Here is a 23,990-nt window from a genome sequence, read left to right as displayed (position 1 = left end):
GTCGTTGCAATCTAATTGTTTTATTTAATTATTGAGATTCCTATGTCGTTTCACTCCTCTGAATGACAACAAGATATTAGTTTACAATTATTTCATCAATAAACGTCCAAGCTTTTTGTCCTGCACCTTGTTTTCCATCTGGTATTGTACCGTAGTTTTCAATATTTAATTTTATGTATCGTGTTTTCAACCCATTTGTTAAACCACTATTCTTTATAAAATTTGCTTTTATTAAAATATCATCGCTTGCAGAAAAATTAATTTTTGAGCTACTGCCATCATCATAATAAGCTTTAATATTTTCAGGTGCATATATCCATTGTCCTTTTCCATTATAGAATCTTGTCTCGATAGAATTAATGTCCATTTCCTCTCCTAAATCAATCACAATCTCAATATCTTCTCCCCAAAATCCTAGCCATTCTTTATCACCATAGCGAGAGTCGCTTCCCGAAATGCCATTAATTAATCCTTCTGGACCACTTCCTGAGTAAGATTTATGAGGTGTTTTATTAATCGTTATTGTTTTTCCAACTGCTTTGTGATAGTTTATCGTTTCAGAAAATACGTTTCCAAGGCGTTTTTCAGAATTAAAAACTGCAGCTTTAATTTTGGTGCTTTGAGTAATTGGTATTGGTTCTTTATATACATGAGAAAACAGATTCACAGGACTGCCATCTAAAGTGTAGTAGATGGTTTTGTCTTCTAATGTTGTAGAAAGTTTGTAGTAATTCTTATTCTCTTCGGAAATGAGCTCACCTTCAATCTCATATAAATGATTCGCATAATTGATGTCTAAAACATCTAAACGTTTGTTGAAATTTTCTACACGTTTTACAAAATTAGAATAGTCTTTATTTTCATTTTTAGACCAAACCACTTCACTCATTGCAAGAATACGTGGGAAAACCATGTATTCAACGTGATCTTCGGTTGGGATGTATTCGGTCCATAAATTTCCTTGAGCGCCTAAAATGTATTTGGATTCTTCTGCAGATAATTCCGTAGGAATAGGATTAAAACCATATACTTTTTCTAAGGGTAGAAATCCGCCAATCGCAGTTGGTTCATCCGGATTTGTAGATTGATAATAATCAAAATAGCAATGTGATGTTGGTGTCATCACTACATTATGTTTTTGTTTAGCAGCTTCAATAGCGCCTTTAGTTCCTCTCCAAGACATTACTGTTGCATTAGGAGCGAGACCACCTTCTAGAATTTCGTCCCAACCTATAATTTGTTTGCCTTTTGAGTTGAGGTACTTTTCAATACGAGTGATAAAATAGTTTTGCAATTCGTGCTCGTCTTTTAAACCTTCGGTTTTAATTCGGTTTTGGCATTGGTCACACGTTTTCCAGTTTGTTTTTGGTGCTTCGTCACCACCAATATGTATATATTCACTAGGAAACAACGGAATCACTTCATCTAAAACATCTTCTAGAAAATCAAAAGTGTCGTCTTTAGAACAAAAAATATGCTCAAAAACACCCCATTTTTGAGCAACATCAACCTGTTCTCCTGTGCAACCTAAATTTGGATACGCGCTAATTGCAGCTTGCGCATGTCCAGGCATTTCAATTTCTGGAATGACAGTTACATGTCGTGATTGTGCATAAGCAACAACGTCTTTGACTTCTTCTTGTGTATAAAATCCGCCATAACGTTTCCCATCAAATTGATGAGGTTGATCGCTGTAATGTCCTATTAACGTTTCGTTTCTATACGCAGCAATATCTTGCAGTTTTGGATATTTTTTTATTTCAATTCGCCAGCCTTGATCATCGGTTAAATGCCAATGGAAGGTGTTCATTTTAAGCATCGCAATCGCATCAATATATTGTTTGATGAAATCTACAGAGAATTGATGTCGAGCAACATCCAAATGCATGCCTCGATATTGAAATTGTGGAGCATCTGTAATCGTTAAACATTGAATGCTTATTTTTTCTTCGGAAAATGAACCGTTTTCAAATTCTGGAGGTAATAACTGACGTAAGGTCTGTACAGCGTAAAACGCACCTTGATCTGTTTTTGCACTAATTATAATTTTAAAAGGTTGAATTTCTAGTCTGTAACCTTCAGGGTTTTCAATGGAATCGTCTAACAGGAATTGGATATCATTACCATCTGTTAATTTGATAGCATCTCCTTTTTGCAGATATTTCCGAAGAAAATCTCCAGAAATTTTAAAAGAGTCGTCGTATGAGATTCCTATAGTACTTTCAAATAAAAAGTATCCTTGATTAATAGTTTGGCTGTTTGGAACTGGAATAATTTGCGGAATTTCAGCAACATACACTTTAGATTCGCAACTGTATAAAAAGCTGATAAAAACTAAGAGAACGACAATTTTTTTGAAAGACATTTTAGTATATTAGATGCTTTAAAGATAAGTATTTTAATGAGTGTAGAACAAAAAATAAATAGCCTTCGTGATGAACTTCGCGAGCACAATTATAATTATTACATATTAGATAATCCTACGATTAGCGATTTTGATTTTGACATTAAGTTAAAAGAACTTCAGGCTCTTGAAGAGGCACATCCAGAATTTTATGATGCGAATTCGCCAACGAAAAGAGTAGGTGGAGAAGTGACTAAAAATTTTAATACCGTTGTACATGAACATCGCATGTACTCTTTAGATAATTCGTACTCTAAAGAGGATTTGTTAGATTGGGAAAAGCGAATTGAAAAGAATGTTGATGGTAAAGTAGAATTTGTATGTGAATTAAAATATGATGGAGCGTCTATTAGTTTGACATATGAAAACGGACGTTTATTAAGAGCAGTTACACGAGGAGATGGTACACAAGGTGATGATGTAACCGCTAATATTAAAACGATTAAGTCTGTGCCATTGCAGTTGAAAGGCGAATTTCCGAAGAAATTTGATATCAGAGGAGAAATTGTCTTGCCTTTTGAGGGTTTTAATAAAATGAATGAAGAGCGTATTGATATAGGTGAGGAGCCGTATAGAAATCCGAGAAATACAGCATCTGGAAGTTTAAAATTACAAGATAGTTCTGAAGTAGCACGACGACCATTAGAGTGTTTATTGTATGGTATTATAGGACGTGATTTAGGGTTTGATACCCAATTTGAAAGTCTTGAAAAAGCTAGGCAAATGGGTTTTAAAGTTCCAAATGCAGCAAAATTAGTGACTTCTGTAGATGAAGTTTTAGAGTTTATAGCCTATTGGGATGTACATCGTCATGATTTGCCTTATGAGACAGATGGTGTTGTGCTTAAAGTAAATAATCTTCAGCAACAAGAAGAATTAGGTTATACAGCAAAATCACCACGTTGGGCTATGGCTTATAAGTTTAAAGCAGAGCAAGTGTCTACACGTTTAAATGAAATAACGTATCAAGTTGGCAGAACAGGAGCCATTACTCCAGTTGCAAATTTAGAACCTGTAGAATTGGCTGGTACGACTGTAAAAAGAGCGTCATTACATAATGCAGATCAAATTGAAAAATTAGATATTAGAGAAGGTGATGAGGTTTTTGTTGAAAAAGGTGGTGAGATTATCCCAAAGATTATAGCTGTTGATTTAACTAAGCGTCCAGCAAACTCTCAACCAACACAATACATAACGCATTGTCCTGAGTGTCATACAGAATTGGTAAGACAAGAAGGTGATGCGAAGCATTATTGCCCGAATTATAATGGTTGTAATGTTCAAATTATTGGTAGGATTCAACATTTTATATCCAGAAAAGCGATGGATATTGAAGGATTAGGTGGTGAAACGGTTGCGCTTTTAGTGAATGAAGGCTTGATTTCAAATTATAGTGATTTATATTCGTTGACTAAAGAAGAGGTGTTGCCATTAGAACGTATGGCAGAGAAAAGTGCTGATAATTTAATTAATGGTATTGAGGCTTCAAAGAAAATTCCTTTTGAACGTGTACTATTTGCTTTGGGAATTAGGTTTGTTGGAGAAACAGTAGCTAAGAAATTGGCTAAACACTATAAGAGTATTAATGCTTTGGCGAATGCTTCGTTAGAAGATTTAGTGACTGTTGATGAAATTGGAGTTCGAATAGCAGAGAGTGTTGTAGAATTCTTTTCTTCCGAAGAGAATAAAGCTATTATTGAGAAATTAAGACATCACGGATTACAGCTTGAGATTTCTGCGGAAAAGTTAGCCAACCAAACCGATCTATTAAAAGGACAATCTATAGTCGTTTCTGGAGTTTTCGAAACCGTTTCTAGAACTGAGCTTAAAAAACTGATAGAAGATAATGGTGGAAAAGTCTCATCTTCAATATCTTCTAAGACTAGTTTCTTGGTTGCAGGTGATAAAATGGGCCCAAGTAAGCTTGCTAAGGCAGAAACATTAGGTGTTGAGATAATTTCTGAGAAAGATTTTTTATTAAAATTGAAATAAAATTCTTACAAAGATGTTTATTTCATCGATTAAATGCATTATTTAGCGTTTAAGTGTTGATTTTGAGTTATATTTGTTTCGCTATTAAGGAACAAGTTATGAAATTAAGTAACATATTAGGGTTTATGCTCTTGCTTTTAAGCATTATGCTTTTAGGTTTAGAATTCTATGGTCTTGAAAAAAATGCTATTGGATTAAAAGCCACAGCCATGTGCCTTCTTGTTATTCTTTACTTAAATAAAGTAATCAAAAGAAATGCATTCTTTTTGCTTTTTTTGGTCACCTATACGCTAGCCTTAGGCATTGATTACTTGTCCTATGATGAAATTATAATGTATGAAGAAATGGATGTTTTTTTTATAATCTGCAATGCGTTATATGTTTTAGCTTATTTCTTCTTGATTTTAAGAATTTTCTATTTAATTAACTTTGTTAAATCGATAATAAAATATCCTATTCAAATGCTGTCTTTATTAGTCTTAGGTGTTTTTGTTGTATATATGATTACAGATTTGACAACCTCGAACTCACATGCAGTTGATGTAAATGTTGTTCAAATAATTTATATTTCTGTGATTGTCTTTATGATGTGTTTGTCAGTTATAAATTACATCTATAATGATTCTAAAAAATCAATGATACTTCTATCAGGTACAGTATTGATTGTGTTTTCTGAAGTTATACAGATGGCTTACTATTACTTAACAGATTTACAAAATGCATTGAATATTATTTATTCGTTATTTACAATCGCTGCATTTATGTTGTTTTACTTTCAATCAAAATTAATCCAAAAGCCTAAAGTAGTTGAAGAGCAATTTGAGGGTTTAAAAGCTTAACATTTTTCACCTATAAAAGGCATATCTTTTCTATGAATGTATAAAACTATTAGTGATAATATAAATGTCACTAAAGCTGTGTAGAATAAAGTACCACCATCTCCTTTTATTTCAATCCCTAGTTGGGTGAGGTGCATCATAATTGCTCCACCTATGATTCCTAATGTTAAAGTGGCTCCTAACCAGGCTGTTTTCTTGAAAAGCAATAATATTCCTGCAATTAATTCTGCAATACCAATCCCTATTCTCCCAATAGGTTCTAATCCTACTTGCGTAAAAATATACACGCTATCTGGATGCGCAGTAAATTTAAATCTTAACGTTTGAATTAAAATTACAGCAATAATAATACGTAATATAAGTGGAAAGTATTTTTTCATAATATAATAGTCTTGATTTTTAGACGATTAAAAGTCGAGAACCTACGATAGATTATAGGAATTTAATTAAAAACCGATAAAATGTATGTTTTTTACGTTGAAATACGTAAAATTTATTATATTTGATATACCCAAGTTGAACCTACTATGCTAAAATCACAAAAATTAAAGCCAAATAAGGCGTTGGTTGTTGTATTGTTTTCATTACTGTTATGTACTTCTGTAGCTATATTTTTTAATATGCTTATAGTGTCCCAAATAGTGAAATTGGTAACCATAACCGTTTTACTAACTTTTTATTTTTGCCAATTAAACAAAATGGCAAACGTATTTATCATTACTTTTTTGGTGCTTTTTATTGGAGATGCATTATCCGTATTTCAGTTTGGTGACTTGACTTCAAAACTTTCTAAAATAGCATACCTAGGAGCTTATTTATTATTAATATTTGTGCTTTTAGGAAAATTAAAACGCGTAAAATTTGAAGGTTTAGTTACAGTATATTTAATAATAGTTCTGCTGTTAAACTCTTATTTTCTTTATACACTCTATGGAGTAGCAAAAAGTAATTTTATAGATAATACAAATCTCATTATCTATATATGTCATGGAATTACGCTTATAGCATTAACATACTTTTCTTTTGCAGTTTATTTAAGTAGAGAAACAGCACAATCAATTACCTTTTTATTGTTGGTGTTTTGTTTTGTGTTTTCTGATGTATTACATTATATATGTAGTATGTATGTGTATTTCTGGGGCTTTGAAGTCTTTGAAAATGTATTGCATACTGCAGGTTTATTCTTGCTATATAAATATGTATATGATCATCATACAAATAGACATAGCGATAGACGAATAAATTTAACCGAGTACTTTGTTCCTACAACAGAGAAATTACGTCAGATACCAGTTAACCTATCATAGGTTAAACAATAATGGAAGTTCCGTTTGCAGCTTTATTTTTATCTGAATCAAAATAGAAATCTATTTTTCCTAAGTTAATTCCGTAACAACCTACTTGGTTGACTAACATGTTTTTTCCTTCGGAATTTTTCACAACCGTAGGTTTTTTCAAAAATGTATGTGTGTGTCCTCCAATAATAAGATCAATATCTTTAGTAATACCTGCGAGTTTTAAATCTGAAATTTTTTCTGGACGGTTTTTATAGTTATAACCTAAATGCGATAAACAGATAATAAGATCACATTTTTCATCTTCTTTTAAAATTCTAGTCATTTCTTGAGCAGACTCAGTTGGGTCTAGATATACCGTTTCTTTATACATGCGTTTTTCTACTAAACCATCGAGTTCAATACCTAATCCAAAAATTCCAATTTTAATACCATCTTTTATAATAACACGGTATGGTTTCACATGTGTATCCATAACAGTATTAGAAAAGTCATAGTTAGCAGAAACAAAGTCAAATTTTGCATGTGGTAGTTGAGCGTAAAGACCTTCGATACTATTGTCAAAATCATGATTTCCAATTGTAGCAACATCGTATTTAAGCATGCTCATGAGCTTAAATTCTAATTCTCCACCATAATAATTAAAGTAAGGTGTGCCTTGAAAAATATCACCTGCATCTAATAATAAGGTGTTAGGGTTTTCTTTTCTAATGGCTTCAACTAAACTAGCACGTCTTGCAACACCACCTTGATTTGGGTTTCTGCCATCATCAGGTCCAAAAGCATCAATATGACTATGTACATCATTAGTATGTAAAATAGTTATTTTTTTTGTTGTTGATGGAGTGAATGAGGTTAAGCCCATTCCGCCAAGTCCAATTAATGCTGAAGCTGCTGCTGTTTGTTGTATAAATTCTCTTCTCTTCATGTGTTTATTTTAATTGGATAAAACGATTATCAATAACTGGTTTTAAAGTATCTATTTTAGTAAAGTAATCAATGAGTACATTTCTAATTTTATAATCAAGAACGTAAAGACTATCATTAGTCTTAAAAAAGTCCATATGATCACCACCATTATATAAATAGTCATTAGTAGCTACATTAAATGTTTTACTAAAATCTAATGGTTTGCCATGTAATGATGTAGATTTAATGTTTCCGTCGACATCTAAAACAATATTAAGCTGTGAAATAGGATGCGCACGTTTAGCTTTAGACAAATACTCAATAAGTTCTTTAACTTGAGCACCTTTTAGTTTAACAACTACAGTAGAGTTATCAAAAGGCATGACTTCATAAGCGGTTCTTGTTGTAATGTTTCCTTTGGAAATAATTGAGCGAATACCACCATGATTTAATAAAACAAAATCAATATCCTCACCAGTTCTACTTTTAAAAACAGGATTAGATTGCTCATAAACAGCATCTGCCATCATATTACCAATTGCGGTATTGTAGTCACCATCACTTTTTGAATACGTATCAACAGCATAAGCAAGAACACTATCTAAATTTGCATTGACGTGCTCGCGATAAGGTTTAATAAAATCTTCTACGTTTTTATTAATTTCTAAACTATCAGAAATATTGATTTGTTTGCCTTCAATTTTATTAAGATAAACGTCTTGTTTTTTACAAGCACTTAAAATTAAGATTGAAAATAAGAGTATAAGTTGTTTATAATTCATGAATTTTATTATGAAATGTTTAGAATATCGTACTAAGTGTTTTTATTACATTTGTACAAAGCATAAATATAAATGATTTTAAAGGTATTTAAAGTAAAATCAAACCAAAAATACATCAACAAATTGTTAAATGCACGACAAGTTGCAGTTAGTAATACAAAAGTAAATACTGTTGGTGTTATTTTGAGTATGAATGAGTTTTCTGATTTTGAAGCCTTTAGATCATATTTTAAAAGCTTAGGAATACAAACAGCTAAGACAAAAATTATTGCATTTGTTGAAGATACTAAAGATTCAAACGAATTATGGGACACCTATTTTAATCCAAAGCACTTTGGTTGGAAAGGAAAAATAAACAATATTGACTTGCAAACGTTTGTAGATACTAAGTTTGATGTATTGATAAGTTATTATAAGCAAAACCATCTTGAACTTAACTTAATTACAGCAGCATCAAAAGCTAATTTTAAAGTAGGATTGACCAATGATGATGAGCGATTATTTGATTTAATGATTAATGTTAAGCCTAAAGAGTTTTCGGTTTTTAAAGACGAATTAAAAAAATATCTAACAGTTTTAAATAAATTATAAATGACAAAATTTCATGGTACAGGTGTAGCCATTATTACACCTTTTAATGATGATTTGACAGTAGATCATACTGCGTTAGCTAACTTGGTGAATTTTAATGTAGAAAATGGAACAGACTACATCGTTATTTCAGGAACAACAGGTGAGAGTGTAACCATAACCAAAGACGAAAAGAAAGCTATTACACAAACGATAATCAAAGCAAATAATGGTCGTGTGCCATTGGTTTTAGGTATTGGAGGAAATAATACGGCTAACGTCATTGAAGAAATTAAAGCTACAGATTTATCTCAAATCGATGCGATTTTGTCTGTATCACCTTATTATAGTAAACCACAACAAGAAGGGATTTATCAGCATTTTAAAGCAATTTCTCAGGCATCACCAGTTGATATTATATTATATAATGTTCCTGGACGAACATCATCAAACATGTCTCCAGAAACGACATTGCGTTTAGCAAAAGATTTTGAGAATATTATTGCTGTAAAAGAAGCAGGAAATAATGTGCATCAATATTTGAAATTACTACGTGATAAACCAGAAGATTTTCTAATAATCTCAGGTGATGATGATTTAGTTTTAGGTGTTGTATTAGCAGGTGGAGCAGGAGTGATCTCAGTTCTTGGTCAAGCAGTGCCAAAGCAATTCTCAAAAATGATTAATCTAGGATTAGAGGGAAAAGCGAAAGAAGCGTATGCTATTCATTTTAAATTAATGGACTTAACTTCTCTTATTTTTTCTGAAAATAATCCAGCAGGAATTAAAGGTGTTTTAGAAGCTTTAGATTTATCTAAATCAGTAGTGAGACTTCCATTAGTTGAAGCTTCAAAAGAGCTTAAGCAAAACATTAAAAAAGCGCTTAAAAAATTAGAATCTTAGGTCGAACTTATATTTAAAAGTTAAATATTACTTAAACATAATGAGAGCCTAAATTCAACAGTTATTTTTGAGTCAAATTAATGTTTTTATTATACGTTATAAATACGTACTTTTGCAACCTGTTTTTTATTTATGAAGAAATTATTTTATTTATTAGCATTATCGTTAGTCTTGAGTTCATGTAGTGAATATCAAAAAGCACTTAAATCTGAAGATATAGCAACCAAGTTTCAAATGGGTACTGAGTTATTTGATGCTGGAAAATGGTCTAAAGCAAATAGAATTTTAGCTTTAATAGTGCCTAATTACAGAGGGAAGCCACAAGCAGAAAAATTGATGTACATGTACGGTAGATCATTTTATGAAATGGGAGATTACATCACTGCAGGTTATCAATTAACCCGTTTTGAAAATGGTTATCCAACTAGTGAAAAAGCACAAGAAGCTTCTTTTTTAGCCGCTAAAAGTTACTATCAAGTATCACCTGTTTATAGTAAAGAACAACATGAAACTGTTGAAGCTTTAGAGAAATTACAGTTATTTGTAAATAAATATCCAGATTCTGAATTTCTTCCTCAGGCCAACGAGTTAATTAAAGAATTAGACTATAAATTAGAGAAAAAAGCATTTGAAATCGCTAAGCAATATAATAGCATTGCTTATTTTGAATCTTCAGATTATTTAGCAGCAATTAAAGCATTTGATAACTTCTTAGCAGATTTCCCTGGAACAAGCTTTAGAGAGCAAGCTATGTTTTACAGATTAGATTCTGCTTATAAACTTGGTATTAATAGTATCAAATCAAAACAAGAAGCTAGATTAAATACAGCGATTAATTATTATAACAGTTTTAATAAATTTTATCCTAATTCTGAATTTAAAGCAGAAGCAGATAAAATGAATGAAGAAATGAAAACTGCAGCTCAACAATACAATACAAAAAGTTAATTTACACATACAATGGATTTAAAGAAAACACACGCTCCTGTATCAACAGAAACTTATGATAGAAATATCATCGATGCATCAACAGATAATATCTATGAAGCAATTTCTGTAATCTCTAAAAGAGCAGAACAAATTAACACAGATATTAGACGTGAGTTAGTTGATAAACTAGAAGAGTTTGCAACTTACAACGATAGTCTTGAAGAAATCTTTGAAAACAAAGAGCAGATTGAAGTATCTAAATTCTATGAAAAATTACCAAAGCCACACGCTTTAGCAGTTCAAGAATGGTTAGATGACAAAATCTATTACAGAAACACAGACGACGACATCAAGGAATAATACAAGTATGTCTTCAATTCTAAGTGGCAAAAATATATTACTAGGCATAACTGCTGGTATTGCTGCTTACAAGACAGCTGGTCTTGTTAGGTTATTTATAAAAGCAGGCGCAAACGTAAAGGTCGTTATGACGCCTGCTTCTAAAGACTTCATTACACCTTTAACTTTATCTACTTTATCTAAAAATCCTGCATATTCTTCATTTACCAATGAAGATGACGATAATGCTATGTGGAATAATCACGTAGAATTAGGACTTTGGGCAGATCTCTTTATTATCGCACCAGCAACGGCTAATACCTTGTCAAAAATGGCAAATGGGACTTGCGATAATTTGTTGATGGCAACATATCTTTCGGCAAAATGTCCTGTGTATTATGCTCCAGCCATGGATTTAGATATGTATAAACATCAATCCACTAAAAATTCTTTTGAAAAATTGAATTCCTTCGGAAATGTGATGATTCCAGCAACGTCTGGAGAATTAGCAAGTGGTCTTGTAGGAGAAGGTCGCATGGCTGAGCCTGAAGATATCGTTACTTTTATAGAAAATGATGTGCTAGGTAAATTGCCATTACGAGGGAAAAAAGTATTAATTACAGCTGGACCAACCTATGAAGCTATAGATCCAGTTCGTTTTGTGGGAAACCATTCTAGCGGAAAAATGGGTTTTGAAATTGCTAAAGCAGCTGCTAATTTGGGTGCTAAGGTCACTTTAGTTTCTGGACCATCTCATCAAACGGTAGATCACAGTTTTATTAATGTCATTCGTGTCACAAGTGCTCAAGACATGTATGATGCTTGCCATAACTATTTTGAAAATGTAGATATAGCCATACTTTCAGCAGCAGTTGCAGATTATAGACCAAAAAATGTTGCTGATCAAAAAATAAAAAAGAAGGAAACAACGTTTACTATTGAGTTAGAAAAAACTAAGGATATATTAAAATCTCTTGGAGCTATTAAAAAACATCAGTTTTTAGTAGGTTTTGCATTAGAAACTAATAATGAATTGGAGTTCGCAAAAGGGAAATTAGAATCTAAAAATTTAGACCTCATTGTGCTTAATTCTTTAAATGATAAAGGTGCAGGTTTTGGAGGTTCAACAAATAAAGTTACTTTTATAACTGCATCTCATGAAATAATTGCTCATGAGTTAAAGTCTAAGACTGAAGTCGCTCAAGATTTAATGCAACAAATTTTAAAACAAACACATGCATAAGTATTTATACATTCTTTTAATATTAGTGGTAACAATGTCTTGGTCGCAAGAGCTTAATTGTAATGTGGTTGTAAATGCACAGCAAACAGGTAATGAGAATGTTCAGGTTTTTAAAACATTAGAGCGTCAACTTAAAGAGTTTGTAAATAATACACAATGGACCAACAAATCCTATAAAAATCAAGAACGTATAGATTGTAGTATGGTAGTTACCATTACCGATTATGATACAGATCGTTTTCAGGCCAGTTTACAAATTCAATCATCAAGACCTGTTTTTGGATCAACTTATGGTTCACCTACCTATAATTTTAATGATAAGGATTTTAGCTTTCAGTATTTAGAATTTCAGAATTTTGTATACAACCCAACCCAATTTGAATCTAATCTGATCTCAGTATTGTCTTTTCACGTGTATATGATATTAGGTATTGATGCAGATACGTTTAGTCCAAATGGAGGAGATGAATATTATCAACAAGCGCAAACCATTTTAAATTATTCGCAACAAAACAATGCTAAAGGATGGAGTCTTCAAGATGGTAGACAAACCCGTTTTATATTAATAGATAATATGTTGTCACCTACATTTGAAGATTTTAGAAATGTATTGTACAGCTATCATCGTGAGGGAATGGATCAAATGAGCGCTAATCCTAAGGCGGCAAAAAGCACCATTGTTGAGTCTATACAGCTATTACAAAAAATGAATAGCAAACGACCTAACTCATTTTTGATGCGTGTGTTTTTCGATACAAAGTCTGATGAAATCGAACAAATTTTTAGTGGTGGACCAACCGTTAATGTATCAGATTTGATTTCTACCTTAACCAAGATTGCTCCAATGCACTCCTCAAAATGGCGTAATATAAATTTCTAATCTTTTAGTTATTTCCATTAGTAATTTAGTTAACTTCACGTAAGATTTATAAGGTCATGCTTACACAACTTACCATTAAAAATTATGCACTTATTGATGAGCTTCAAGTAGGCTTTAACAATGGTCTTACCATAATAACTGGTGAAACAGGAGCAGGTAAATCTATTCTTTTAGGTGGTTTATCACTTATTTTAGGTAAACGCGCAGATCTAGCAAGCGTCAAAGATTCAACGAAAAAATGTGTGATAGAAGGTGTTTTTGATATTGCTAAATACAATCTAAAAGCGTTATTTAAAACTCAGGATTTAGATTACGAATCGCTTACCATTATAAGGAGAGAGATTTTGCCTTCAGGCAAATCAAGAGCTTTTATAAATGACACACCTGTGAGACTCGACGATTTGCAAGTTTTGGGTGAGCATTTATTAGATATTCATTCGCAACACCAAACCTTACAATTGACTAATGATGATTTTCAGTTTCAAATTATAGATGCTTTGGCAGATAATGACGAGAATTTGAGTCGTTACATTTCCGAATTAAAAAACTTTAAGACACTATCTTCGGAAATTGAAAAACTACAAAACCAAAAGTCAGAAGCATTAAAAGAACTCGATTATAATCTATTTCTCTTAAAAGAATTAGTCGATGCAAAATTAATTGTAGGCGAATTAGAAACTCTAGAAGCCGAATATGAAACGCTTAATAATGTAGAAGAGATTAAAGATAAATTAGGTCAATCTCATCAACTATTAGATAATGATGATGTTGGTATCACATCTAGTCTAAGAGAGATTAAGCAGCTGTTATCTAAGTTGGCAAATTATGGTGAGCAGTATCAAACTATTTACAATCGTATTGACAGCAGTTTAATTGAAATAGATGATATTTTTGCGGAAATTGAAAATCTCGAAGAGCAGTTAGAAGCAGATCCAAATCGCTTAGAAGTGGTGAATACAAAGCTACAAACCTTACATAATTTAATGCAAAAGCATGTCGTGTCTTCTGTAGAAGAACTCATTGCTATTCGTGAAGATCTCACACATAAAGTATCTGAAACTGAAAATTTGGATGCTCACATTTCCGAAAAAGAGAAAGAAAAAAAACAGTTAGAAACGCAATTATTTTCTATAAGTAAAACAATACATACTAATAGGAGTAAAATTATCCCTAAGTTAACCAAACAATTAGAATCCATTTTGGCAACATTAGGGATGCCTAATGCTAAATTTAATATTGACTTAAAGCATTCAAATTCATTTTTATCAAATGGAAGTGATGAGTTGCAGTTCTTGTTTTCGGCAAATAAAGGCGGACAATTCAACGACCTTAAAAAGTCGGCTTCAGGAGGAGAGTTGTCACGTATCATGCTTGCTATAAAATATATTTTATCAAATTACACACAATTGCCAACCATCATGTTTGATGAGATTGATACAGGAGTTTCTGGAGAGATTTCTAATAAGATGGCAAACATTATGCAGGACATGAGTAAAGCAATGCAAGTGTTTACAATTACACATCTACCTCAAATTGCAGCAAAAGGAGATCATCATTTTAAAGTGTTTAAAGAAGATGTTAATGAGGTGACGCAAACACAACTTAAAAAATTAACTCCAGAAGAGCGTATTGTGGAGATTGCTCAAATGCTTGGAGGTGCTAATGTTTCTAATTCGGCATTAGAACATGCAAAGCAATTACTCAATTAAAATCTAAAAGATTAAAGTGTACAATTTAAAGTTTTAGTAACTTTGAAATTATAAATGTTAAAGAAGCATTCTTTTTCTACGGAAAATTAACCAACAAGAAAGTTAGAATTAGTATTAACGGTTAGCAACTAAACAACAAACAACCAAAAAACTAACATAAAAATTATGTCATACAATTTATTAAAAGGAAAACGAGGAATTATCTTTGGAGCACTAGACGAAAACTCAATTGCTTGGAAAACAGCAGTGCGTGTGCATGAAGAAGGTGGTACGTTTGTATTAACTAATGCGCCTGTTGCCATGAGAATGGGACAAATTAATGAGTTGGCAGAACAAACAGGTTCTCAAATTATTCCTGCTGATGCAACATCTGAAGAAGATTTGAAAAATCTCGTAGAACAATCAATGGAAATCCTTGGTGGTAAAATTGATTTTGTTTTACATTCTATTGGGATGTCTATAAATGTTAGAAAAGGTAAACATTATACAGATCAAAATTATGCATGGACGCAAAAAGGTACAGATGTATCTGCAATGTCTTTTCATAAAACAATGCAAACTTTATATAAAGCAGATGCAATGAATGAATGGGGAAGTATTGTAGCTTTAACTTATATGGCTGCACAACGTGTTTTTCCAGATTACAATGATATGGCAGATAATAAAGCATATTTAGAAAGTATTGCTCGTAGTTTTGGTTATTTCTTCGGAAGAGATAAAAAAGTACGTGTAAATACTATTTCACAATCTCCAACTCCAACAACAGCTGGTAGTGGAGTAAAAGGCTTTGATGGTTTTATATCTTATGCTGAAAAAATGTCTCCTTTAGGAAATGCTACAGCTTTAGATTGTGCAAATTATACGATAACATTATTTAGTGATTTAACAAAGCGCGTAACTTTACAAAACCTTTATAATGATGGAGGTTTTAGTAATATGGGAGTTAGTGACGCTGTGATGGATAAATTTGTTGAGTAGAAAAATAAAAGAATAAATTGAATTTAAAACCGATGCAATTGCATCGGTTTTTTTGTTTTTACAAGTTTTAGATTTATCGTTAAGAGGGTTTTTTAAATGAATTTAGGTAGTATTAAAAGGTCGATGAGTAGTTAAAATACATTTTTATCCGACGTATATAATGTGTGAAATTGATTTCGATTTAGTAGAATAGATAAAATATTATCATTTATCTATTTTTTTAACCAAGTTTTTGATAAATGATTAATACAATTAGTCTTTTTATCGATATTTATTGTGATTCATCGAATTGTTAACATCTTGTTAAGTCATTTTTAGTTATAAGGCTTTAATTATGAATAATTTACTAGCTGAAAATTAATTCATTAACTTAAAAACCAACAAAAAATGAAAAAAATTACAATTATTTTTATGGCTTTGTTAGCGTTCTGCTGGCAAAGTAATGCGCAAGACGATTGTGCAACAGCAACAGCTGTAACACCTGGTACAATTACTGGCACAGTAATTACTGAAGGAACTGCAAGTGGCGAAATGGGAGGCGGTATTGACTCAGCCTGGTTTGTTTATACAGCAACTGCAGATGGAACTATAACTGTTAGTTCATGTTTAGGTGGAGCTGATACAGACTTAAGTATTGGAACAGGTACATGTGGTGCTTTAACAGGTACTATTAACAATGATGATTTCTGTGATTTAGGGGATGGAGATGAATATGCTTCTGAAATTTCTGGTTACTCAGTAGTAGCTGGCACAGATTACTACATTGAGTGGTCAAATGAATGGAGTGTAGGACCTTTTGACTGGTCTCTAACATTTACACCAGCTCCAGAATGTACTACAGCAGAGTTAGATGTTCTAGAAGCACTAGCAGATTGCGATAATGATCAATACAGTATTCTTGTACCTTTTATTTCTGAAGGTGATGCTACAGGTGTTTTTGATGGAACAACTACTTATCCTATTATTGATGGTGGTGCTGTTGCAGGACCATTTGCTAGTGGAGAAACTGTTAATTTAGTCGTTGTACATTCTGATACTGCTTGTAATATTGATTTAGGTGCTTTAGTATATAATTGTCCTGCAAATCAAGATACATGTGCTACTGCAGATGCAATTGTTCCTGGTACATATACCACTACAATTAATGCAGGCAGTGGTAGTCCTGAAATGGGAACAGGAGCAGATTCTGCCTTTTTTGCATACACACCTACTATAGATGGAACAATCTATGTGAATTCATGTGAAGGTGGAGCAGATACATATTTAAACATTGGTTCTGGAGCATGTGGAGCTTTAGTTGTAGAAGGCTTTGATGATGATTCTTGTGCTTCAGGTTTAGGTAATAATTTTGCCTCAGAAGTTACAATTCCTGTAATAGCAGGAACAACATATTATATAGAATGGGATAATAGGTATGCTAGTGGAGCAAATGAATTTGTTTGGTCATTAGAGTTTATTGCACCACCAACATGTACTCCAGCAGTAATAGATAGTGCAGTAGAAGTTGAGACTTGTAATCCTGATGGAACAGGAACATTTACAGTAGATATCGTAGTATCTGATGCAGGAGACGCAGGAAGCGTTTTTGATGATGGTACAAATACATTTCCTGTAGTTGCAGGAACAGTATCAGCAGGACCATATAACAGTGGAGATTCAGTTACTATTGAATTAGTAGCTTTAGATGCAGATTGTAGTTCTACAGTTGGAACATATACTTTTACATGTCCTCAACCAGCTCCAGATAACGACTTATGTGCTGATGCTGAAGCAGTAGTTTGTGGTGATACTGTAAGCGGAACTAACGTATTAGCTACGGATGGCGACGGAGTTGCTGGTGATGGATGTGGTACATCAGCTACAGCAGTAGGTGTATGGTATGTATATGCTGGAACTGGAGACACTGTTACTGCCTCAACTTGTTCTCAAGCAGATTTTGACACTGAGATTACAGTGTATACAGGAGTATGTGGAGATTTTACTTGCTTAGCTAATAATGATGATAATAGCGCAGCAGGTTGTACAGGAAACACATCATTATTAGAGTTTGAGACTGTTATTGGTACAGATTATTATATTTATGTAAGTGGATTTGGTGCAGAAACAGGTAACTTTGACTTAAGCATAACTTGTGTGGCTCCACCAACATGTACTCCAGCAGTAATAGACAGTTCTTCAATTGTTGAAGCTTGTGATCCAGATGGAACAGGAACTTTTACAGTAGAACATGTAGTTTCTAATGCAGGAGATGAAGGTACCTTATTAAGTGATGGTACTAATACTTATGCTGTTGTTGATGGAACAGTAGTAACTGGACCTTATAATAGTGGAGATACTGTGACGATTGATGTTGTTGCTCTTGATTCAGACTGTAATTATTCTCTTGGTGATTTTGGATTTACATGTCCAGAACCAGCACCAGAAAATGATGATGTTGCAGGAGCTATTAATTTGACAGTTGGAGACACAGTATGTGAAACACCTGTGCTAGGCACAAATGCAGGAGCTACAGATTCAATAGAAAATGATAATACTGCAGATTGTACCTTTGCTGGAGGTGTTCCTCTTGGAGATGTTTGGTTTAAAGTTATTGTGCCAAGTACTGGAGAACTTACTATTGAAACTAGTGATTCTGGTGAAATTTCAGATACTGTAATGACAGTTTATCTTGGAACATCTGGAAGTTTAGTACAAGTAGGTTGTAGTGATGATGAAGGTGATGGAGCTTTTTCTTTAGTGGAGTTGACTGGTGCTGACGGAATTTCTCCAGGAGATGTACTTCTAGTAAGAGTTTGGGAATATGGTGATAACGTAAAAGGAACATTCAATATCTGTGCATGGTCACCATCCACTTTAGGTTTAGATGATAACACATTTAACGGGTTTACGTATTATCCTAACCCAGTTAAAGATGTATTAACTTTAGAATCTCCAAATACTATTGATAAGATAGAGGTATTTAATATTTTAGGACAACGTATTGTGGCTATTGATAGTCAAAATACAATCCAAAATATTGATATGTCTAATGTTCAAGCTGGAGCTTACTTTGTGAAAGTTTCAATTGGTAATCAAATAAAAACACTTAGAGTTATTAAAGACTAATTCTAAAACATATTTATAATATTAAAAGACCTTGTTTTTAACAAGGTCTTTTTTTTGATTAAATAACATAAATTCATTCAAATAAATAAAACTGATTAGAATCTTGATATTTATATGGTTACGTGTTTTTTATCGGTAATTATGACTTTTTGTCGATTATACAGTTATGATTGTAAAATATAGAAGATTTGTCATATTTTTAAGACTTAATTATAAAATCAACTAATATGAAAAAAATTACTTTATTACTTTCATTAGCTTTTTGTTTCAGCTTAAATGCTCAGGTACTAACAGAAGGATTTGAAGGAGGGATTCCAGCTACATGGACTCAAACCCAGATTACTGGAACGACAAACTGGATAGCAGATGTCGATAACCAAAACGGTACAGTTTTTCCCAGAACAGGAGCCCAAATGGCTTATTTTTATGTAGGTAACTATGTCAATAGAACTCGCTTAGAAACACCGGCTTTAGATTTAACAACATTAACAACACCTGTACTTACATTTTATTATACAAATGCAACTTGGGGTGGAGATACAGAAGAATTAAGAGTTTTTGTGAAAAGTTCTGCTGGAGGTACTTGGTCTCAAGTTGCTGAATATATTGCAAATGCTGAAGATTGGACTGAGGTAAATATTGTATTACCTGATCCTAGTAATGATTACTATATTGCTTTTGAGGCTAAAGCAAACTGGGGAAGAGGAGCAACACTTGATGACATCTTAGTTGATGAATTATCTGGTTGTTTACCTCCAGGAAGCTTAAGCGCTACTGCAACTTCAACAACTGATACAGATTTATCTTGGGTAGCTTCAGGTGGAGAAGGAGATTGGACTTACGAATATGGTCTTGCTGGATATGTACAAGGTGTAGGTCAAATTGGTGGAGGTTCTGTAACTTCTGAAACAGCATCAATATCAGGATTAACTTCTGGAACTGATTATGATTTTTATGTACAAGCAAATTGTGGAGGAACTGATGGAGATAGTACTTATACTGGTCCATTAACATGGACTCAACCTGATATAGGTCAATCTTGTGGTACTGCAATAGATGCTACTGTTGATCCAGATTGTACAACACCACTTAGTTTAGATTTTAGTACTGGTGTTAGTGGAGGAGCAAGTTGTGATACTTTTGATAATACTGTACTTTGGGTTAAAACTACAGCACCTGCAAGTGGAGGTATAGAAATTAGTATGTCTGCTGCTGGTGATGCGGCTATATTTGATGCCTGTAATGGTACAGAGATTGATTGTGGACCAATGCCTTTATCTATTGGTGGCCTAACAGTAGGTGCAGAATATTTTATTGCTGTATGGAAAGATGCTGCAAATTCTACTGCAGTAGATGATTTATGTATTGTATCATATACTCCTGCTATCGCTCCTGATTGTGCTGAAGCGCCAATTACTCCTACAGATGCTCAGTTAGGTGTATTAATTCCAAATGGAGAATTGACATTGAATTGGACGGCTCCTTCTGCAGGACCTGCTCCTACAGATTATGAGATTTTCTTTGGTGAAACTTCAGGAGCACTTGCTTCTTTAGGATTTTTGGGATCAACAGATACATCTATAGATTTAATTAATTTGGATTTTGGGACTACTTACTATTGGAGCGTTGTTCCTGTTAATGGTGGTACATCAGCTGTAGGACCATGTGCAGAGTGGAGTTTTACAACAGAAGATGCACCACCACCACCAGCAAATGATGATGCTTGTAATGCTATTATGTTAAATATTGGAGATATATCAACTACTGCAGCATACACTAATGCTCTAGCAACTCTTGAGACAGGTGAAGTACCTGGTGATTGTTATTTCCTTGCAGGTCCTGCTAGTGAATCAGTTTGGTTCTCTTTCATGGCTCCAGCTTCTGGAGAAGTGTTAATTGCAACAGAAGATACTGGTGCAGGCGCTACTTTAGATGATACTCAAATTACATTGTTCACAGTTGCAAACTGTGCAGATTTAACAACTGGAGTTGTTCAAATTGGATGTGATGAGGATGATGATGCTGACGTTGTTGGAGATGGTAGTGGACTTCAAGCTAATTTATTAGCTACAGGATTAACTCCTGGTGCTCTATACTATTTTGTAGTAGACGGCTATCAAACAGATACTGGTACTTTTGATGTGTCTTTAACAGATGCAACATTATCTGTAGATTCATTTGACAATGAAAATGCGTTTACGTATTTCCCTAACCCAGTGAAAAATGAGTTAACTTTAAGTGCTCAAAAAGATATTCAAAATGTATCTGTATATAACATGTTAGGTCAAGAAGTTCTTAGAACTGCTCCTAATTCTGTTGACAGTACTATTAGTATGAGTGAATTAAGCCAAGGTGCTTACTTTGTAAAAGTTACTATTGGTAATGTTACAGAAACTATAAGAATTATTAAGCAATAAACTTATTTTACATAGTTTTTCAAAAGCCACCTTTACGGTGGCTTTTGTATTTTCTTTACTTACCTTTGTATGGTATGAATCCACTATATTTTTCATTTATAATTCCTGTTTTTAACAGGCCAGATGAAGTAGAAGAGCTTTTAAATAGTTTTAAAAACTTAGAAGGTAATTTTACTTTCGAAATCGTTATTATAGAAGATGGATCAACTGTAGATTGTAAATCTGTAGTTGATAAATTCTCTACTAAATTAGATATTTCATACTATTTTAAAACAAATTCAGGACCTGGAGATTCTAGAAATTTTGGCATGTCTAAAGCCAAAGGGAATTACTTTATTATTTTAGATTCTGATTGTCTATTACCAACACAGTATATAACAATAGTTAATTCATACTTGTCTTCTAATTACGTAGACTGTTTTGGAGGACCAGATGCAGCTCATTATTCTTTTTCAGATCTTCAAAAGGCAATTAATTTTGCAATGACATCATTTATTACTACTGGTGGAATTAGAGGTGGAAAAATATCTGGTGATAAATTTCAACCTAGGAGTTTTAATATGGGCTTGTCTAAGAAAGGTTTTGAAGCCTCTGGAGGTTTTGGTTTAATTCATCCAGGTGAAGATCCAGATTTATCTATTAGATTAAATGATTTAGGGTTTGAGACCGTCTTAATCAAAGAGGCCTTTGTGTATCATAAGCGTCGTATTTCATGGCGAAAATTTTACCAACAAGTACATAAATTTGGAATGGTAAGACCAATATTAAATACATGGCATCCTAGGACAAAACGATTAACATATTGGTTTCCAACGGTTTTTTCTGTAGGTTTTATTATGTCAATTGTGCTGTTTCTATTTGGTTTTGAAATACCTTTATTTTTCTACGGAATTTATTTACTCTTGGCTTTCATTTTATCACTGGTTGCTAATAAGAGTGTTATTATTGCTATTCAATCTGTATTAGCTATTTTTATACAGTTTTTTGGATATGGCTATGGGTTTATTAAATCGACAGTTACTGTTGGTATTTTAAATAAAAATCCAGAAAAGCAGTATCCAAATTTATTCTTTAAAAATGTTAAATAGTTTACAAACTAAATTAGGTCAATCAGTAAAAAGCAAAAAGCTTAATGTTTTTGGGCTTTTCTTCTTATTGGCTTTTTTAATTTTAGTGATTACGAAACTATCAGACACTTATGTAGAAACCATCCCGTTTAAGATACAATACAAAAACCTTCCAGATAAAAACATTATAACATTAGACAGTATCCCAAGTGTAAATGTCACTGTATCTACTCACGGATTTAAACTACTGTCCTATTATTTTCAGAATAAAAACTATCAATTAGATTTTGAGAAAAATACATTTATTAAGGATAATAATTACGTGTGGATAGCAGACCAAGGAATTTATGATATAAAACAACATTTAGGTAACAATGTAGATGTAATTTCGGTGAAACCAGATACTCTAATTTTTCCTTTTGGAACATTGAGTGTTAAAAAGGTACCCATAATATTAAAATCAGAAATTAATTTTGCTTTAGGTTATGACACTTTGAATGGTTTTGAAATTACTCCCGATTCAGTAAATATCATTGGCGCGCAAAAAGAGATTGATACTATTAATTACGTAGAAACAAAACCTTTTAATTTAGAGAATGTTAAAACTAATATTAATTCAAATTTAGGTTTAGAGTTTTCAAATTCTTCGGATAAGTTAAAACTTTCAGAATCTAGTATACATATAATTGCTCAAGTAGAGAAGTTTACAGAAGGGACGTTTGATGTGCCAATTTCTATATTAAATTTGCCAAATACTATTGAGCTTAATTATTTTCCGAAGCAAATAAAAGTATCCTATTATGTAAGTCTCAATAACTATAAAGATGTAAAACCAACAGATTTTATAATAGAATGTGATTATAGTGATGTATTAAAATCTGGTCAATCATTTTTTAAACCTAAACTAATTGTAAATTCAACTCAAGTGAAATCGGCTAGGATGAAACAAAATAAAGTAGAATATATTATAAAATGATAGTTGTAGGACTCACAGGTGGAATTGGTAGTGGAAAAACTACAGTGGCTAACTTTTTTAAAGAACTTGGTGTTCCAGTTTATATTGCAGATGATGAAGCTAAGCAGTTAATGGTAAAATCTAAAGTTATTAGAAGGAAACTGATTGCATTATTTGGGGATGATGCATACATTGGAAAAGAGCTTAATAAACCAGTAATCGCTTCAAAGATTTTTAGTGATAAAGCGTATTTGCAGCAAATGAATGCTATTGTACATCCAAAAGTTGCGTCTCATTTTAAACGATGGCTCAAAAAACAAGACTCACCTTACGTTATCAAAGAAGCAGCAATTATTTTTGAGCATAATAATGAAGCTCTTTATGACGTTATAATTGCCGTAACTGCAAATTTAGATGAACGTATTAACCGAGTAATTAAAAGGGATAACTCTAGTAAATCTAAAATAAAAGCCATTATTAAAAATCAAATGAGTGATGAAGATAAAATTAAAAAATCTCATTTTGTAATCTATAATGATAACTTAGAGGATACTAAAAATCAAGTTAAAAAAACACATTTATCCATTCTAAAACACATCAAAAAACTCAAAATTTAACAGTTGTGTTAATGTAAGGTTAAACAGCAATCATTCTAAATGTTAAAATATTAAAT

Annotated in this window: 21 protein-coding genes; 16 read left to right on the top strand and 5 right to left on the bottom strand. The window is 32.5% G+C overall.

Going from position 1 to position 23,990, the window contains the following annotated elements:
* Nucleotides 1–76: 76 nt before the first annotated feature.
* Complete coding sequence (locus WNY78_RS15155) at nucleotides 77–2,365, bottom strand: family 20 glycosylhydrolase (protein WP_342874062.1); 2,289 nt, start codon at nucleotides 2,363–2,365, stop codon at nucleotides 77–79.
* Nucleotides 2,366–2,401: 36 nt separating this feature from the next.
* Between WNY78_RS15155 and ligA the strand changes: the two genes are divergently transcribed.
* Nucleotides 2,402–4,396, top strand: a complete 1,995-nt coding sequence (gene ligA / locus WNY78_RS15150; RefSeq protein WP_342874061.1) for an NAD-dependent DNA ligase LigA — start codon at nucleotides 2,402–2,404, stop codon at nucleotides 4,394–4,396.
* 98 nt (nucleotides 4,397–4,494) lie between these two features.
* Entirely contained in the window at nucleotides 4,495–5,235 is a 741-nt protein-coding gene (locus WNY78_RS15145; protein WP_342874060.1) for a hypothetical protein, read from the top strand.
* On the opposite strand, the gene WNY78_RS15140 is transcribed toward WNY78_RS15145, so the two are convergent.
* Nucleotides 5,232–5,615, bottom strand: coding sequence for a DoxX family membrane protein (locus WNY78_RS15140; RefSeq protein WP_342874059.1), 384 nt, complete (start codon nucleotides 5,613–5,615; stop codon nucleotides 5,232–5,234). The genes WNY78_RS15145 and WNY78_RS15140 overlap by 4 nt on opposite strands.
* A 116-nt stretch (nucleotides 5,616–5,731) precedes the next feature.
* Complete coding sequence (locus tag WNY78_RS15135) at nucleotides 5,732–5,893, bottom strand: hypothetical protein (RefSeq protein ID WP_342874058.1); 162 nt, start codon at nucleotides 5,891–5,893, stop codon at nucleotides 5,732–5,734.
* Nucleotides 5,894–5,933: 40 nt separating this feature from the next.
* On the opposite strand from WNY78_RS15135, the gene WNY78_RS15130 reads away from it, so the two are divergent.
* Nucleotides 5,934–6,542, top strand: coding sequence for a hypothetical protein (locus WNY78_RS15130; RefSeq protein ID WP_342874057.1), 609 nt, complete (start codon nucleotides 5,934–5,936; stop codon nucleotides 6,540–6,542).
* A 1-nt stretch (nucleotide 6,543) separates the two neighbouring features.
* Here the strand turns inward: WNY78_RS15130 and WNY78_RS15125 are convergent, their stop codons facing one another.
* Nucleotides 6,544–7,458 (bottom strand): metallophosphatase, encoded by a 915-nt coding sequence (locus tag WNY78_RS15125; protein WP_342874056.1) that lies wholly within the window; start codon nucleotides 7,456–7,458, stop codon nucleotides 6,544–6,546.
* 4 nt (nucleotides 7,459–7,462) lie between these two features.
* Complete coding sequence (locus tag WNY78_RS15120) at nucleotides 7,463–8,221, bottom strand: 5'-nucleotidase (protein WP_342874055.1); 759 nt, start codon at nucleotides 8,219–8,221, stop codon at nucleotides 7,463–7,465.
* Between the two features lie 72 nt (nucleotides 8,222–8,293).
* Between WNY78_RS15120 and WNY78_RS15115 the strand changes: the two genes are divergently transcribed.
* The 13 genes from WNY78_RS15115 (at nucleotide 8,294) to coaE (ending at nucleotide 23,934) form a co-directional block, all read left to right on the top strand.
* Nucleotides 8,294–8,812: a hypothetical protein gene (locus WNY78_RS15115; RefSeq protein WP_342874054.1), complete on the top strand. Its 519-nt coding sequence runs from the start codon at nucleotides 8,294–8,296 to the stop codon at nucleotides 8,810–8,812.
* On the top strand, nucleotides 8,813–9,694 hold the full coding sequence (gene dapA / locus WNY78_RS15110; protein ID WP_342874053.1) for a 4-hydroxy-tetrahydrodipicolinate synthase: 882 nt from the start codon (nucleotides 8,813–8,815) through the stop codon (nucleotides 9,692–9,694).
* A gap of 132 nt (nucleotides 9,695–9,826) precedes the next feature.
* The gene (gene bamD, locus WNY78_RS15105) at nucleotides 9,827–10,642 is read left to right on the top strand and encodes an outer membrane protein assembly factor BamD (protein WP_342874052.1); all 816 of its coding nucleotides are present in this window, start codon (nucleotides 9,827–9,829) and stop codon (nucleotides 10,640–10,642) included.
* Between the two features lie 12 nt (nucleotides 10,643–10,654).
* Nucleotides 10,655–10,984: a DNA-directed RNA polymerase subunit omega gene (locus tag WNY78_RS15100; protein WP_342874051.1), complete on the top strand. Its 330-nt coding sequence runs from the start codon at nucleotides 10,655–10,657 to the stop codon at nucleotides 10,982–10,984.
* Entirely contained in the window at nucleotides 10,938–12,206 is a 1,269-nt protein-coding gene (coaBC, locus tag WNY78_RS15095) for a bifunctional phosphopantothenoylcysteine decarboxylase/phosphopantothenate--cysteine ligase CoaBC (protein ID WP_342874050.1), read from the top strand. The genes WNY78_RS15100 and coaBC overlap by 47 nt, the downstream gene beginning before the upstream one ends.
* Nucleotides 12,199–13,086 (top strand): DUF4835 family protein, encoded by an 888-nt coding sequence (locus WNY78_RS15090; protein ID WP_342874049.1) that lies wholly within the window; start codon nucleotides 12,199–12,201, stop codon nucleotides 13,084–13,086. Before coaBC ends, WNY78_RS15090 begins: the two co-directional genes overlap by 8 nt.
* 56 nt (nucleotides 13,087–13,142) lie before the next feature.
* The gene (recN, locus tag WNY78_RS15085) at nucleotides 13,143–14,795 is read left to right on the top strand and encodes a DNA repair protein RecN (protein ID WP_342874048.1); all 1,653 of its coding nucleotides are present in this window, start codon (nucleotides 13,143–13,145) and stop codon (nucleotides 14,793–14,795) included.
* A gap of 165 nt (nucleotides 14,796–14,960) precedes the next feature.
* Complete coding sequence (locus tag WNY78_RS15080) at nucleotides 14,961–15,773, top strand: SDR family oxidoreductase (RefSeq protein ID WP_342874047.1); 813 nt, start codon at nucleotides 14,961–14,963, stop codon at nucleotides 15,771–15,773.
* 387 nt (nucleotides 15,774–16,160) lie between these two features.
* A complete protein-coding gene (locus WNY78_RS15075; RefSeq protein ID WP_342874046.1) occupies nucleotides 16,161–18,878 on the top strand; it encodes a T9SS type A sorting domain-containing protein in 2,718 nt (905 codons plus the stop codon).
* A gap of 227 nt (nucleotides 18,879–19,105) precedes the next feature.
* The gene (locus WNY78_RS15070) at nucleotides 19,106–21,295 is read left to right on the top strand and encodes a T9SS type A sorting domain-containing protein (protein WP_342874045.1); all 2,190 of its coding nucleotides are present in this window, start codon (nucleotides 19,106–19,108) and stop codon (nucleotides 21,293–21,295) included.
* A 74-nt stretch (nucleotides 21,296–21,369) separates the two neighbouring features.
* Complete coding sequence (locus WNY78_RS15065) at nucleotides 21,370–22,383, top strand: glycosyltransferase (RefSeq protein WP_342874044.1); 1,014 nt, start codon at nucleotides 21,370–21,372, stop codon at nucleotides 22,381–22,383.
* On the top strand, nucleotides 22,373–23,338 hold the full coding sequence (locus WNY78_RS15060; protein WP_342874043.1) for a CdaR family protein: 966 nt from the start codon (nucleotides 22,373–22,375) through the stop codon (nucleotides 23,336–23,338). Before WNY78_RS15065 ends, WNY78_RS15060 begins: the two co-directional genes overlap by 11 nt.
* A complete protein-coding gene (gene coaE / locus WNY78_RS15055) occupies nucleotides 23,335–23,934 on the top strand; it encodes a dephospho-CoA kinase (protein WP_342874042.1) in 600 nt (199 codons plus the stop codon). Before WNY78_RS15060 ends, coaE begins: the two co-directional genes overlap by 4 nt.
* Nucleotides 23,935–23,990 lie beyond the last annotated feature (56 nt).

This window comes from Psychroserpens sp. AS72, assembly GCF_038900375.1.
Classification (GTDB): domain Bacteria; phylum Bacteroidota; class Bacteroidia; order Flavobacteriales; family Flavobacteriaceae; genus Psychroserpens.
Note: the sequence above shows the minus strand (reverse complement) of the source record. Positions and strands in the feature narration are given on the sequence as shown.

Excerpts from the sequence above, each read along its gene's own strand:
- WNY78_RS15155 (WP_342874062.1), bottom strand. The coding sequence starts at position 2,365 with ATGTCTTTCAAAAAAATTGTCGTTCTCTTAGTTTTTATCAGCTTTTTA.
- ligA (WP_342874061.1), top strand. The coding sequence starts at position 2,402 with ATGAGTGTAGAACAAAAAATAAATAGCCTTCGTGATGAACTTCGCGAG.
- WNY78_RS15145 (WP_342874060.1), top strand. The coding sequence starts at position 4,495 with ATGAAATTAAGTAACATATTAGGGTTTATGCTCTTGCTTTTAAGCATT.
- WNY78_RS15140 (WP_342874059.1), bottom strand. The coding sequence starts at position 5,615 with ATGAAAAAATACTTTCCACTTATATTACGTATTATTATTGCTGTAATT.
- WNY78_RS15135 (WP_342874058.1), bottom strand. The coding sequence starts at position 5,893 with ATGGTTACCAATTTCACTATTTGGGACACTATAAGCATATTAAAAAAT.
- WNY78_RS15130 (WP_342874057.1), top strand. The coding sequence starts at position 5,934 with ATGGCAAACGTATTTATCATTACTTTTTTGGTGCTTTTTATTGGAGAT.
- WNY78_RS15125 (WP_342874056.1), bottom strand. The coding sequence starts at position 7,458 with ATGAAGAGAAGAGAATTTATACAACAAACAGCAGCAGCTTCAGCATTA.
- WNY78_RS15120 (WP_342874055.1), bottom strand. The coding sequence starts at position 8,221 with ATGAATTATAAACAACTTATACTCTTATTTTCAATCTTAATTTTAAGT.
- WNY78_RS15115 (WP_342874054.1), top strand. The coding sequence starts at position 8,294 with ATGATTTTAAAGGTATTTAAAGTAAAATCAAACCAAAAATACATCAAC.
- dapA (WP_342874053.1), top strand. The coding sequence starts at position 8,813 with ATGACAAAATTTCATGGTACAGGTGTAGCCATTATTACACCTTTTAAT.
- bamD (WP_342874052.1), top strand. The coding sequence starts at position 9,827 with ATGAAGAAATTATTTTATTTATTAGCATTATCGTTAGTCTTGAGTTCA.
- WNY78_RS15100 (WP_342874051.1), top strand. The coding sequence starts at position 10,655 with ATGGATTTAAAGAAAACACACGCTCCTGTATCAACAGAAACTTATGAT.
- coaBC (WP_342874050.1), top strand. The coding sequence starts at position 10,938 with ATGACAAAATCTATTACAGAAACACAGACGACGACATCAAGGAATAAT.
- WNY78_RS15090 (WP_342874049.1), top strand. The coding sequence starts at position 12,199 with ATGCATAAGTATTTATACATTCTTTTAATATTAGTGGTAACAATGTCT.
- recN (WP_342874048.1), top strand. The coding sequence starts at position 13,143 with ATGCTTACACAACTTACCATTAAAAATTATGCACTTATTGATGAGCTT.
- WNY78_RS15080 (WP_342874047.1), top strand. The coding sequence starts at position 14,961 with ATGTCATACAATTTATTAAAAGGAAAACGAGGAATTATCTTTGGAGCA.
- WNY78_RS15075 (WP_342874046.1), top strand. The coding sequence starts at position 16,161 with ATGAAAAAAATTACAATTATTTTTATGGCTTTGTTAGCGTTCTGCTGG.
- WNY78_RS15070 (WP_342874045.1), top strand. The coding sequence starts at position 19,106 with ATGAAAAAAATTACTTTATTACTTTCATTAGCTTTTTGTTTCAGCTTA.
- WNY78_RS15065 (WP_342874044.1), top strand. The coding sequence starts at position 21,370 with ATGAATCCACTATATTTTTCATTTATAATTCCTGTTTTTAACAGGCCA.
- WNY78_RS15060 (WP_342874043.1), top strand. The coding sequence starts at position 22,373 with ATGTTAAATAGTTTACAAACTAAATTAGGTCAATCAGTAAAAAGCAAA.
- coaE (WP_342874042.1), top strand. The coding sequence starts at position 23,335 with ATGATAGTTGTAGGACTCACAGGTGGAATTGGTAGTGGAAAAACTACA.